Origin of the sequence: Streptomyces sp. CAI-85 (genome assembly GCF_013363615.1) — a bacterium.
In the GTDB taxonomy this organism is placed as follows: Bacteria; Actinomycetota; Actinomycetes; order Streptomycetales; family Streptomycetaceae; genus Streptomyces; species Streptomyces antibioticus_B.
Genome location: NZ_JAANNX010000005.1, coordinates 151238 through 163270, shown reverse-complemented (window position 1 = coordinate 163270; position 12033 = coordinate 151238). Strand labels below are relative to the sequence as shown.

Annotated in this window: 12 protein-coding genes and 1 tRNA gene; 4 read left to right on the top strand and 9 right to left on the bottom strand. The window is 70.1% G+C overall.

All coding sequences use genetic code 11. The features are described from left to right. Nucleotides 1–113: 113 nt before the first annotated feature. Genes G6W55_RS09595 through G6W55_RS09585 form a run of 3 tightly spaced genes read right to left on the bottom strand, consistent with a single transcriptional unit; the run spans nt 114 to nt 3372 of the window. Nucleotides 114–1022, bottom strand: coding sequence for a carbohydrate ABC transporter permease (locus tag G6W55_RS09595; protein ID WP_175520369.1), 909 nt, complete (start codon nt 1020–1022; stop codon nt 114–116). Between the two features lie 11 nt (nt 1023–1033). Continuing rightward, nucleotides 1034–2041, bottom strand: a complete 1008-nt coding sequence (locus G6W55_RS09590; RefSeq protein ID WP_175520508.1) for a carbohydrate ABC transporter permease — start codon at nt 2039–2041, stop codon at nt 1034–1036. 5 nt (nt 2042–2046) lie between these two features. Further along, on the bottom strand, nt 2047–3372 hold the full coding sequence (locus tag G6W55_RS09585; protein ID WP_175520368.1) for an ABC transporter substrate-binding protein: 1326 nt from the start codon (nt 3370–3372) through the stop codon (nt 2047–2049). Between the two features lie 372 nt (nt 3373–3744). Between G6W55_RS09585 and G6W55_RS09580 the strand changes: the two genes are divergently transcribed. After that, nucleotides 3745–4797 carry a LacI family DNA-binding transcriptional regulator gene (locus tag G6W55_RS09580; RefSeq protein WP_175520367.1) on the top strand — a complete coding sequence of 351 codons (1053 nt, stop codon included), beginning with the start codon at nt 3745–3747 and terminating at the stop codon, nt 4795–4797. Between the two features lie 154 nt (nt 4798–4951). Next, nucleotides 4952–5278 carry a hypothetical protein gene (locus G6W55_RS09575; RefSeq protein ID WP_175520366.1) on the top strand — a complete coding sequence of 109 codons (327 nt, stop codon included), beginning with the start codon at nt 4952–4954 and terminating at the stop codon, nt 5276–5278. Between the two features lie 90 nt (nt 5279–5368). Here the strand turns inward: G6W55_RS09575 and G6W55_RS09570 are convergent. The 4 genes from G6W55_RS09570 to G6W55_RS09555 form a co-directional block, all read right to left on the bottom strand. After that, nucleotides 5369–5441, bottom strand: a tRNA-His gene (locus tag G6W55_RS09570). 83 nt (nt 5442–5524) lie between these two features. Further along, nucleotides 5525–6127 carry an oligoribonuclease gene (gene orn / locus G6W55_RS09565; RefSeq protein ID WP_175520365.1) on the bottom strand — a complete coding sequence of 201 codons (603 nt, stop codon included), beginning with the start codon at nt 6125–6127 and terminating at the stop codon, nt 5525–5527. A 62-nt stretch (nt 6128–6189) separates the two neighbouring features. After that, complete coding sequence (locus tag G6W55_RS09560; RefSeq protein WP_030779971.1) at nt 6190–7413, bottom strand: helix-turn-helix domain-containing protein; 1224 nt, start codon at nt 7411–7413, stop codon at nt 6190–6192. A 379-nt stretch (nt 7414–7792) separates the two neighbouring features. Then, a complete protein-coding gene (locus tag G6W55_RS09555) occupies nt 7793–8146 on the bottom strand; it encodes a hypothetical protein (RefSeq protein ID WP_175520364.1) in 354 nt (117 codons plus the stop codon). Nucleotides 8147–8450: 304 nt separating this feature from the next. Here G6W55_RS09555 and G6W55_RS09550 point away from each other — a divergent pair, with 304 nt between their 5' ends. Continuing rightward, the gene (locus G6W55_RS09550; RefSeq protein ID WP_175520363.1) at nt 8451–8978 is read left to right on the top strand and encodes a universal stress protein; all 528 of its coding nucleotides are present in this window, start codon (nt 8451–8453) and stop codon (nt 8976–8978) included. A 177-nt stretch (nt 8979–9155) separates the two neighbouring features. Continuing rightward, complete coding sequence (locus G6W55_RS09545) at nt 9156–9728, top strand: GPR1/FUN34/YaaH family transporter (RefSeq protein ID WP_175520362.1); 573 nt, start codon at nt 9156–9158, stop codon at nt 9726–9728. A 118-nt stretch (nt 9729–9846) separates the two neighbouring features. Here G6W55_RS09545 and glmS read toward each other — a convergent pair whose 3' ends face one another. Together glmS and G6W55_RS09535 are read right to left on the bottom strand one after the other, a co-directional pair. Next, nucleotides 9847–11664, bottom strand: a complete 1818-nt coding sequence (gene glmS / locus G6W55_RS09540) for a glutamine--fructose-6-phosphate transaminase (isomerizing) (protein WP_175520361.1) — start codon at nt 11662–11664, stop codon at nt 9847–9849. A gap of 53 nt (nt 11665–11717) precedes the next feature. Beyond that, nucleotides 11718–11975, bottom strand: a complete 258-nt coding sequence (locus G6W55_RS09535; RefSeq protein WP_030779958.1) for a hypothetical protein — start codon at nt 11973–11975, stop codon at nt 11718–11720. Nucleotides 11976–12033 lie beyond the last annotated feature (58 nt).

Genomic DNA, 12033 nt, shown 5'->3' with positions numbered 1-12033 from the left:
GTCGTCGAGGTCCGCCGAGACGGACCGACGAGTTGGGGGGAAGAAGTGCGACGTGCGGGACGGGGGCCGGGGCGACGGTGGCCCGACCCCCTCGGGTCGTGCGGCGGGCGGCGTCAGCCCTTCACCGCGCCCTGCATGATGCCGCCCACGATCTGCTTGCCGAAGATCGCGAAGACCAGCAGCAGCGGCAGCGTGCCCAGCAGCGCGCCCGCCATGATCAGGGACTGGTCGGGGGTGTAGCCGCGGCCGAGGCCCGCGACCGCGACCTGCACGGTCGGGTTGCCGGTCTGGCTGAGCACCAGGAACGGCCACAGGAAGTCGTTCCACGTCTGGACGAACATCAGCATGCCGAGCACGGCCATCGCCGGGCGCGCCGCGGGGAACACCACGTGCCACACCACACGCCAACTGCTCGCGCCGTCCACCCGGGCCGCCTCGATGATCTCGTCCGGCAGCGCCTGGATCAGGTACTGCCGCATGAAGAACACACCGAACGCGCTGACCAGCGAGGGCAGGATCACCGCCTGGAGCTGGTCGGTCCACTCCAGCTTCGCCACCATCATGTACAGCGGGATGATGCTGAGCTGCGGCGGCACCATCATCGTGCCGATGACGATCAGCATCATCGCGCCGCGGCCCCGGAAGCGGAGCTTGGCGAAGGCGAAGCCGGCGATCGTCGACAGGAAGACGATCGTCGCCGCCGACGTCCCGGCCACGATCGTCGTGTTGACGAACGCCTTGCCGAGGTTGGCGTCGTTCCAGGCGATGTCCAGGTTCTTGAAGAGGTTGGAGCCGAACCAGAAGGGCGGCGGGGTCTGCGCCAGCCGCTGGTTGTCACGGGAGGCGGCGATCGCGGTCCACACCAGCGGGAACAGCGAGCCGAACGTGAACACGGCGAGGATCACGTACGCGATCGGACCGCCGTGCATCTGCCCGCCGGCCCGCGCGGACCGGGGGCGCCGCACTCGGGCGGCGGTGGGCGCGGCGTCGTGGGGCTCGGGCTTCGTCAAAGTCGTCGTCACGGCCGGTCCTCCTAACTACTGGCGCGCAGCCGGCGCGAGATGACGTAGTTGACGATGCCGATCACGATCAGGATCAGGAACATCGTCCAGGCGATCGCCGAGGCGCGGCCCAGGTGCTGGTTCACCCAGCCCTGCTCGTACAGATAGAGGCCCAGCGTCTGGAACTGGTGCTCCGCGCCGCCCGACGCGCCCTTGTTCGCGTCGAACAGGAGCGGCTCGCCGAAGACCTGGCTGGCGCCGATCGTCGAGACGACGACCGTGAAGAGGATCGTCGGACGCAGCGACGGCAGCGTGACATGGAAGAACTGCTGCCAGCGGCTGGCGCCGTCCAGCGCCGCCGACTCGTACAGATCCTGCGGGATGGCCTGCATCGCCGCCAGGTAGATCAGCGCGTTGTAGCCGGTCCAGCGCCAGATGATGATCGTGGACACCGCTATCTGGGACGGCCACTTGTCGTTCTGCCAGTCGACCGGGCTCACCCCGACCGCGTCCAGCGCCCAGTTGATCATGCCGTAGTCACGGCCGAAGAGCAGGACGAAGACGAGCGAGGCGGCGGCGATCGAGGTCGCGTACGGCGCAAGCATCGCGACCCGGTAGAACGTCGACGCGCGCAGCCGGTAGTTGAGGATGTGCGCGAGGCCCATCGCCATCAGCAACTGCGGGACGGTCGAGATGACACCGATCGTCAGCGTGTTGCGCGCCGCGTTCCAGAAGAAGTCGTCGTCGAAGATCCGTGTGTAGTTGCGCAGCCCCACCCAGTTCATGTCGGTGGGGGCCGTCATCTCCACCTGGTGCAGCGACGCCCAGCCCGTGTAGATCAGCGGGAACAGGCCGAAGGCGAGGAACAGCAGGAAGAACGGCGAGACGAACGCGTACGGGCTCCAGCGGATGTCCCGCTGCCAGCGGCGCGAGAGCCGGGACCGGCGCCGGGCCTCCGCGTCCACGGGTGCCGCGGGCGGGCGGCCCGGGGCCGCGCCCCCCTCCTTGGCGGGGGGCGCGGCGGTGTCGTGGGTGGACATACGGGTCACTTGTCCAGGTTGTTGTCGATGGTCTTCGTGGCCGTCTCCCAGGCGTCCTCGGGCGACTTGCCCTTGGTGACGAGGATGACGCCGTTGTCGGCGAGACCCTGCCCGATGATCTGGTCCTTCGGGCCGATGACCTGGACCGGGGCGGCCTTGGCGGCCTCGGCGAAGATCGTGCCGATCGGGGCGTCACCGGTCATCTCGTTCTTGGCGCCGGTGACCTCGGGCAGCGTGTACGTGCCCGGCGCGCTCGGGAAGGAGCCCTGCACCTTGAACAGCTTGGCCTGCTGCGCGGGCGCGGTGAGCCAGGCGGCGAGCTTCTCCGCCTCCTTCACGTTCTTGCCGCTGGACGGCACGGAGAGGAAGGAGCCGCCCCAGTTCGCGGACTTGGGCGCCACGGCGACGTCCCACTTGCCGGCCGACTCGGGCTTCGACTTGCCCTTGATGTAGCCGAGCATCCACGGCGGGCACGCCATCGCGGCGAACTTGCTGTTGGCGATGGTGGTGTCCCAGGCCGGCTGGAACTGGGTCTGGTTGCCCACCAGGCCCTCCTGGGCGGCCTTCGCGGTGAGGTCGAAGGCGGCCTTCACCGCCGGGTTGGTCTTGTAGATGACCTTGCCGGAGGAGTCGTAGAAGCGCTCCGACTCGCTGCCGAGGATCGCGCTCAGCAGACCGCCGGGGGAGTCGGCGAAGGTGGTGCCCTTGGGCGCCTTCGCCTTGTACTGCTCGCCGACGTCGACGAACTTGGCCCAGTCGCCCGCCCAGAGCTTGCCGACCTCGGTGCGGTCGGTGGGCAGTCCGGCGGCCTCGAAGAGGTCCTTGCGGTAGCAGATGGCCATCGGGCCGACGTCCGTGCCGAAACCGATCGTCTTGCCGTCCTGGGTGGTGGCCTGCGCCCACTTCCAGTCCAGCCAGTCGCTCTTCTTCACGCCCGAAACCTTGGACAGGTCCTGGAACTTGTTCGCCTGGGTGGCGACGACCTCGGCGATGTTGCCGACCTCGACGGCCTGGATGTCCTGGAGACCGCTGTTGGTGGTGAGGTGGTTGACGAGCGCGGGGTAGTAGTTCTCGTTGCGCTCGGTGACGTTCTCGGCGATCTTGATGTTCGGGTTGAGCTTCTCGTACTCGGCGTAGAGCCCGGCCTCCTTGAAGCCGAACGTACCGAAAAGCCCCAGCGTGATCGTGGTCTTGCCCTTGCCGTCGCCGGACGACCCGTTCGATGAGTCGTCGCCGCCGTCGTCGGCACAGCCGGCCAGCAGCCCGGCGCCCAGCGACGCGACGGCCGCGAGGACAACCACCCGGCGGGCGGTTCGGGTACGTGCTCGCATTACGTCCTCCTGTTGCCCTGACGTGCCGACCCCCCGGCCAACTGCATTGTTGGGCCCGTTAGTTTCTCGCTGCGGCTCGGGCGGGGAACGTGCGGGATGTGTATGTGTCAGGTACCGTGGGAGCGCTCCCACAAGTGATGTGTTGAAGAGTCGTCGGTTCGGGCGGGGGTGTCAAGGGTGAGGACACGACGAGACGCCTTCAGTTATCCGGCTGTTAGATAAGCCGGGTGCATGGTCGACATATGGCCCATTTCGGTAGGTAACGCTCGCACCGGCGGCCGTGCGCACGAGCGAGGTCGGCGGCGGCCACCCGAACAGCGGGGACTGTTAGATTCCAGGCCAGAGTAAGACGACGTCGGGAAGGCGGAGCCCATGGCAACCCACGGAACGCGGGGCCGCAGCGGGGGTCGGCCGACTCTCGAGGAGGTGGCCGCCCGGGCCGGCGTGGGCCGCGGCACGGTCTCCCGCGTGATCAACGGCTCCCCCCGGGTCAGCGACGCGACCCGTGCCGCCGTGGAGGCGGCGGTCGCCGAACTCGGCTACGTCCCCAACACCGCCGCCCGCGCGCTCGCCGCCAACCGCACCGACGCCATCGCCCTCGTCGTCCCCGAGCCGGAGACCCGGTTCTTCGCCGAGCCGTACTTCTCCGACATGCTGCGCGGTGTGGGCGCCGAACTCGCCGACACCGAGATGCAGTTGCTGCTGATCTTCGCGGGCAGCGACCGTGAGCGGCAGCGGCTGGCCCAGTACCTCGCGGCCCACCGGGTGGACGGCGTCCTGCTGGTCTCCGTGCACGCGGACGACCCGCTCCCGGACCTGCTCTCCCAACTGGAGATCCCGGCCGTGATCAGCGGCCCCCGCTCCGCCGCGGAGACGCTGCCCTCGGTCGACTCCGACAACTACGGCGGCGGCCGCTCGGCCGTCGAGCACCTCCTCGCCCAGGGCCGCACCCGGATCGCCCACATCACCGGCCGCCTCGACGTGTACGGCGCCCAGCGCCGCGTCGACGGCTACCGCGACGCCCTGCGCGACGCGGGGTACGAGGCGGGCGGCCTGGTCGAGCCCGGCGACTTCACCGAGGAGGGCGGCCGCCGCGCGATGGCCGCGCTGCTGGCCCGCGATCCGTCGCTCGACGCGGTGTTCGCCGGCTCCGACGTGATGGCGGCCGGCGCCCGCCAGGCGCTGCGCGAGGCGGGCCGCCGGATCCCGGAGGACGTGGCGCTGGTCGGCTACGACGACTCGGCGATAGCCCGCCACATGGACCCGCCGCTGACCAGCGTCCGCCAGCCCATCGAGGAGATGGGCCGCCGCATGCTGTCCCTGCTCCTCACCGAGATCGCGGACCGCCGCCCGGCGGCCTCCCGCGGCCTGGAACGCCACCAGGTGGTCCTGGCGACGGAACTGGTACCGCGGGCGTCGTCCTGAGGGTCTCGCGTTCTTGCCCGTGTACGGCAGTCCGGCAGGCGCCGATCATGCCGGGAACCGGAATGACGGCCGGGTGGCCGACCGTGGCTCAATGGCGCCGTCGGCAGGGGGACGGGACGACCGGGAGGGGCACGCGGTGGATGATGCGCGGGCGGTGACGTGGGCTGAGGCGGGCCGGATGCTGGTGTGGTGTTCGGTGGTGTGCGGTGCCGTCTGGGCGGTGCTCGCGCTGCTGGGGGAGTACCAACTGCCGGTCGCCGCGCCGGTCGTGGTGCTCCTGGTCCAGTGGTTCTGGACCCGTCACCGGTACTGGGGCCCGGGTGTCGCGGCGGGACTCGGGGGAGCGGTGGTGGTGTTCCTCCTCGTCGACGCCCTCCGCCCGCACCTGGACCGGCTGACCGCCGACGCCCTGGCCACCGAGGCGGGCGCCGCCGTCGCACTCGCCGTCTTCACGGGCTGGGCCCGGCTGCGGAGGGCGTGACGTGACATGTGTGCGAGGTGTTTCAAAAGGCCGTGGTAACGCGATCAGGCGGTGACTTCCCTTTCGGGAAGTCACCGCCTGATGACACAGGGTGAGTGACGGGACTCGAACCCGCGGCATCCTGGACCACAACCAGGTGCTCTACCAGCTGAGCTACACCCACCACGACCGGCGATCGAACTTTGCGGGTTTCCGACCGGCCGAGAAAAAGTGTACAGGGTCCGCAGGGGTGCTCGCGCACGCCTTTTACCGGGCGGGCAGGACGTGCTTCGCGGCGATCGTGCGGGCGGTCTCGGAGTCGGGTCCGGGCTGCGGGACGAAGACGGCCTCGCGGTAGTAGCGCAGTTCCGCGATGGATTCGCGGATGTCGGCGAGGGCGCGGTGGTTGCCGTTCTTCTCGGGGCTGTTGAAGTACGCGCGCGGGTACCAGCGGCGGGCCAGCTCCTTGACCGAGGACACGTCCACGATCCGGTAGTGCAGGTAGCTCTCCAGGGACGGCATGTCCCGGGCGAGGAAGCCGCGGTCGGTGCCGACGGAGTTGCCGCAGAGCGGCGCCTTGCCGGGCTCCTTCACATGCCGGCGGATGTAGGCCAGCACCTGTTCCTCGGCCTCGGCGAGCGTGGTGCCGCCGGCCAGCTCCTCCAGGAGCCCGGAGGTCGTGTGCATCTGGCGCACCACCTCCGGCATCGTCTCCAGGGCCTTGGCCGGCGGCCGGATGACGATGTCGACCCCGTCGCCGAGGATGTTCAGCTCGGAGTCGGTGACGAGGGCGGCCACCTCGATGAGAGCGTCGTCGGACAGCGAGAGGCCGGTCATCTCGCAGTCGATCCACACCATGCGATCGTTCATGCGACCACCCTAAGGGCGGCGGGGGCGTCACAGATGCCCCCGCCGCCCTCAGAGCTTCGGTGCTACAGCCCGCTGCGCTGTCCCGGCACGCTCGCCCGGGCCGCGTACGCCTCCCGGGCGTGGTCGGCCAGGGCCGGCGCGGAGCCGAGCGCGCTGGTGGTCGCGGCGGTCCGCCGGAGCTGCGGCGGCACCGGACCCGGCCCCTCCGGATGCAGGCCGGCCGGCGCGGGCGGTGATGACGGCTCGGAGTCCGTCACCCGCTCACCCTGCGGCCGCCGTGCCCGGTAGGCCGCCCGGTACGCCGCGGGCGACGAGCCGAGCTGCCGCCGGAAGTGCCCGCGCAGCGCCACCGGCGAACGGAAGCCGCAGCGCCCCGCGACCTCGTCCACCGAGAAGTCGGACGTCTCCAGCAGTCGCTGCGCCTGGAGCACCCGCTGAGTGATCAGCCACTGCAAGGGTGCGCTGCCGGTCAGCGAGCGGAACCGGCGGTCGAACGTACGGCGGCTCATATAGGCGCGTGCCGCCAGTGTCTCCACGTCGAACTGCTCGTGGAGGTGTTCCAGCGCCCAGGCGACGACCTCGGCCAGCGGGTCGGCGCCGATCTCCTCGGGTAAAGACCGGTCGAGGTAGCGCTCCTGACCGCCCGACCGGCGCGGCGGGACCACCAGACGCCGGGCCAGCGCGCCCGCCGCCTCGTTGCCGTGGTCCGTCCGCACGATGTGGAGACAGAGATCGATTCCGGCCGCCGTCCCGGCCGACGTCAGCACGTCGCCGTCGTCGACGAACAGCTCCCGCGGATCCACGTGGACCGACGGATAGCGCTTGGCCAGCGTCGGTGCGTACATCCAGTGGGTGGTGGCCGGGCGCCCGTCCAGCAGACCCGCGGCGGCCAGCACGAACGCGCCGGTGCACAGGCCCACGATGCGGGCTCCTTCTTCATGCGCGCGCCGCAGTGCGTCGAGCGCCTCCTCCGGTGGCGGAGAAGTGATCGAACGCCAGGCCGGCACGACGACCGTGCCCGCCCGCGAGATCGCTTCCAGGCCATGCGGTGCGGAGAGTTCCAGGCCCCCTGTGGTCCGCAGCGGGCCGTCCTCGCCGCCGCACACCAGTAGTCGGTAGCGCGGCACGCCGGCGTCCTGGCGGTCAATCCCGAACACCGACAGCGGTATGGAACTCTCGAAGATGGGCCCGCCGCTGAACAGCAGCACCGCGACGATCTCCTTGCGGCGTCGCCCGGAAAGTTTCCGGGCCGCGGCTTCCGGCGCGGCAGTGGAGTCGTGGCTCATCCTGCTAAGCCCCCCTCGGTGGTCGCGGCTCCTCGGTTGTGTCGCTCCTGCACGTTTCCCCTCGGTCCTGCACGAGTCCCCCGCCGTAGACAGTCTCAAGATCGAATCTACTGTGTCGCGTGATGCCGACGTGGCCAGTTCAGCACCCGGCCGATTGTCGACTTGGCAACTTGGCGTGAAGCATTCGATCACGAAGCGTTGCACTCGTGGGGCGTGCAGGGAAGTGCGCCTCGTCGTGGTGGCCAATCCCCGTAGGGTGCACAGGGTCCCCGGAGCCCTTTCTTCGCAGGTGGGACCGGGGGTGGGGGGTGGTGGGGGCAAGAGATGCGCACCGACCGGAAGTTGGCTGAAAACATACGTGCGCGTGCGTGAAAACCGGTCAGTCGACCGGTGTGTTTCCCCCGGAGTGACGACCGCCACGGTGCGACCCCGTTCCGGCGCGCTGACGGCGGCCCCGGGAGGGCGCGGCGGCCGACGGTTCCACGGCGGGCGTACGGGCCGCGACCCGCTCGGACCGGCGCAGCAGCAGCCGGCAGACGGCGGTGACGGCGGCCAGGCCGAGGGCGGTCCCGGCGGCTCCGGCGAGCGAGGAGCCGTACCAGAGGAGGACGACCGGTACGAGGACCGTGCTGAAGGCCGCCCAGCGGATCAGGTCGGTGGAGCGGTCGGCGGGACGGTCGGCGGGACGGGCGGTGGAGCGGTCGGCGCCGGGGTCGGGGCGGTGCGCGGACATACGGCGGGCTCCTCCCCGGGGCGGTGACACGGCACGGGGTTCAACGCGGGCGCGGCCGGTCGGTCACTGGGGCGGCTTGGTTGAAGCCTGTGCAAACCGGCTGTACGGGGCAGCAACCGTTGCGTCGCGGGCGTCGGCTCGTGCATGCTCCCTGGAACCCCCACCGAGGGTGCTCGCGATCTGGGCGTCGAAGGCGTGGCGCCGTACCCTTGGGGGTATGGGGTCGGGAAGACCATTCCCGGACACACAGCTCCGCCGCTCACCGCCGTCCCACCCATACAAGGATCGATTCGCCGAGACAGTCATGGCCGGTCACGAATTCTTCGAACCCGCGGACCGCAAGCGGCCCGTCGCCGACCCCACGGCGGCCGAGCCCCTGGCGGCGGAAGAGACGCGCCCCACCTGCGATCCCGCCTTCAAGCACGGAGTGGTCGTCGGCTTCGACGGCTCCACCTCCAGTGAGCGCGCGCTCGCGTACGCCATCGGCATGGCCCACCGCTCCCGGGCGGGCCTGATCATCGTGCACGTCGCCAACCGGCTGCCCACGACCGTGTGGGCGGGGTGCGAGCCGCCGGTCTTCGTGGACGTCCCCGACCACCGCACCGAGGTCCTCGGCCTGGAGCTGGCCTGTGCGGAGTATCTCGCCGAGGTGCCCTGGATCCTGGTCGAGCGCGGCGGTGACATCTGCCATGAACTCGAAGAGGTGGGGCGGGAGTACGAGGCCGACGCGATCGTCGTCGGGTCGACGCACGGCCTGGTGGGGCGGCTGTTCGGCTCGGTCGCCGGGCGGCTCGCCAAGCGCGCCAAGCGCCCCGTCATCGTGATCCCCTGAGGCATCTCGAAGGCATCTCAGAGGCATCCCCGGGGAGTTGCCCCGGGGCCCGCTCAACTCCCTTTGCCTCGTGTGCGAAACGCGTGCGAATCTCTTTGCGCGCGGAGGTGTTTGTGCTCTTGTGAAGGGCATATATCGGTCACCGCGCATCGCACAACTGCATGAAGGGAGCCCGCCGTGGACAACGACGTCTCTGCGGGAAGCACCGGGAGCACCACCTCCATCGCCGGCCGACTCGCCCTGGGAATCACCCTGTTGGCGTTCGGCCTCGGGTACACCGATCTGATCGACGGCGTGACGGCGGCGGACTCCGTGTCCATCGCCCACTACGTCGGCGGCGTCGCGCTGTTCATCGCCGGCCTGTTCGCCCTCCGCGACCACGACACGGGCGACGGCACCGCGTTCACCGTCCTCGGCGCCCTCTGGTTCACCTGGGCCGTCTCGGCGGGTGCCCAGGTCTCCGACAACGCGGCGGGGCTGTTCCTGCTGCTGTTCGCCCTGGTGACGCTCTCCCTCACCGCGGCCGGCGGGGACCAACTCACCCGTGGCACCTACGGGTTGTTCCTGGTCGGGCTGGTGCTGATGGCCGTCGCCCGGTTCGCCGACAGCGATGTGCTCACCCAGGCCGGCGGCTGGTTCGCCGCCGCGGCCGGGGCGGTGGCCTGGTACGCGGCGACGGCCGCGCTGGCCCACTGGCCCACGGCGCTCCCCAGGCGCGCTGCCGGCCGTGGTGTGACGGCCACCGGCTGATCGGCAGCGGAGGCCGGGGAGTTGGGCTTCCCCGGTGAACATGGGCGGACCCCCGGTGACAGGTGGCGTCACACGGGGGTCCGTTCCGTCGTTCACCCGGCCGGCGGGCCGGTCCCGGCTACTCGACGGTGACCGACTTCGCCAGGTTGCGGGGCTTGTCGATGTCCCGGTCCAGGGCCTTCGCCGTGTAGTAGGCGAGGAGCTGGAGCGGGATGCCCATCAGGATCGGGTCCAGCTCGTCCTCGTTCTTCGGGACGACGATCGTCTGGTCGGCCTTCTCCTGGTGCTCGTGGGCCACCGCGAGGATCCGGCCGCTGCGGGCCTTGATCTCCTCCAGGGCCGCGCGGTTCTTCTCCAGCAGATCGTCGTTCGGGACGATCGCGACCGTCGGCAGGGCGGGCTCGATCAGGGCCAGCGGGCCGTGCTTCAGCTCGGAGGCCGGGTACGCCTCGGCGTGGATGTAGCTGACCTCCTTGAGCTTCAGCGAGGCTTCACGGGCCACCGGGTAGCCCCGGACGCGGCCGATGAAGAGCATCGAGCGGGCCTCGGCGAACTCGTCGGCCAGCTTCTTGATCTCCTCCTCGTGGGAGAGGATCTCGGCGATCTGGCCGGGCAGCTTGCGCAGGCCCTCGATGATCCGCTTGCCGTCGCGGACCGAGAGGTCACGGGTGCGGCCCAGGTGCAGGGCGAGCAGCGCGAAGGCGACCGTGGTGTTGGTGAAGCACTTGGTGGAGACGACGCACACCTCGGGGCCGGCGTGCACGTAGACGCCGCCGTCCGCCTCGCGGGCGATCGCGGAGCCGACCACGTTGACCACACCGAGGACCCGGGCGCCCTTGCGCTTCAGCTCCTGGACGGCGGCCAGCACGTCGTACGTCTCACCGGACTGGGAGACGGCGATGTAGAGGGTGTCGGGGTCGACGACCGCGTTGCGGTAGCGGAACTCGGAGGCCGGCTCGGCGTCGGCGGGGATCCGGGCCAGCTCCTCGATCATCTGGGCGCCGATCATGCCCGCGTGGTACGAGGTGCCGCAGCCGAGGATCTTCACCCGGCGGATCTGGCGCGCCTCGCGGGCGTCCAGGTTGAGGCCGCCGAGGTGCACGGTGGAGAAGCGGTCGTCGATGCGGCCGCGCAGCACGCGGTCCACGGCGTCGGCCTGCTCGTGGATCTCCTTGTGCATGTAGGTGTCGTGGCCGCCCATGTCGTAGGAGGCGGCCTCCCACTCCACGGTGGTGGGCTCGGCGGTGGTGCGGGTGCCCTCGGTGGTGTAGGTGCGGAAGTCGTCGGCCTTGAGGGTGGCCATCTCGCCGTCGTCGAGGGTGACGATCTGGCGGGTGTGGGCGACCAGCGCGGCGATGTCCGAGGCGACGAACATCTCCTTCTCGCCGATGCCGAGGACGACGGGGGAGCCGTTGCGGGCGACGACGATCCGGTCGGAGAAGTCGGCGTGCATCACGGCGATGCCGTAGGTGCCCTCGACGACGCGCAGCGCCTCGCGGACCTTGTCCTCCAGCTTCTCGGCCTGCGAGCGGGCGATGAGGTGGACGAGGACCTCGGTGTCGGTCTCGGAGAGGAACTCGACGCCGTCCGCCTCCAGCTTGCGGCGCAGGTCGGAGGCGTTGTCGATGATGCCGTTGTGGACGACGGCGACCTTGAGGTCGGCCGACATGTGCGGGTGGGCGTTCACGTCGGAGGGGGCGCCGTGGGTGGCCCAGCGGGTGTGGGCGATACCGGTGGTGCCCTTGAAGCGCGCCGGGACCTTGGCCTCCAGGTCACGGACCCGGCCCTTGGCCTTGACCATCTTCAGGCCGGCGGTCTTCGGGGTGGTGACGACGATGCCCGCGGAGTCGTAGCCGCGGTACTCCAGCCGCTGGAGCCCTTCGAGCAGCAGGGGCGCGACATCACGCTTCCCGATATAACCGACGATTCCGCACATATAAACGTATCCCCAAGCTTTCTGGTCACCCGCGGTCCCCCGAAGGCGATGGTTCACCCGTAGACGATGCGCCGGAGCTGCCTCAGCGTCAGCTCCGGCGGGGCCACCGCACGGTATTTCAGGTCCGCCCCGATCCGTTCGAAGATCTCCGCGTTCACCAGGCCCTGGGCCTGGAGCTCGCGGTGGCGGCGACGGACGTAGTCCTCGGTCGTCTCGTCGAAGTAGGCGAGCACGTCCTGGATCACCCGCAGCGCCTCGCCCCGCTGGAGGGGCGTGGAACGCATCAGATGATCAACGAGTTCGTCGTGCACCCGGTAGATCCTGAGGTACCGGAGCGGGTTTCGCAAGAATCCTGCCCGATATCGGGCA

Bases quoted from the DNA above. Each gene is read 5' to 3' on its own strand.
- G6W55_RS09590 (WP_175520508.1), bottom strand. From the start codon at position 2,041: ATGTCCACCCACGACACCGCCGCGCCCCCCGCCAAGGAGGGGGGCGCG.
- G6W55_RS09585 (WP_175520368.1), bottom strand. From the start codon at position 3,372: ATGCGAGCACGTACCCGAACCGCCCGCCGGGTGGTTGTCCTCGCGGCC.
- G6W55_RS09580 (WP_175520367.1), top strand. From the start codon at position 3,745: ATGGCAACCCACGGAACGCGGGGCCGCAGCGGGGGTCGGCCGACTCTC.
- orn (WP_175520365.1), bottom strand. From the start codon at position 6,127: ATGAACGATCGCATGGTGTGGATCGACTGCGAGATGACCGGCCTCTCG.
- G6W55_RS09560 (WP_030779971.1), bottom strand. From the start codon at position 7,413: ATGAGCCACGACTCCACTGCCGCGCCGGAAGCCGCGGCCCGGAAACTT.
- G6W55_RS09555 (WP_175520364.1), bottom strand. From the start codon at position 8,146: ATGTCCGCGCACCGCCCCGACCCCGGCGCCGACCGCTCCACCGCCCGT.
- G6W55_RS09550 (WP_175520363.1), top strand. From the start codon at position 8,451: ATGGCCGGTCACGAATTCTTCGAACCCGCGGACCGCAAGCGGCCCGTC.
- glmS (WP_175520361.1), bottom strand. From the start codon at position 11,664: ATGTGCGGAATCGTCGGTTATATCGGGAAGCGTGATGTCGCGCCCCTG.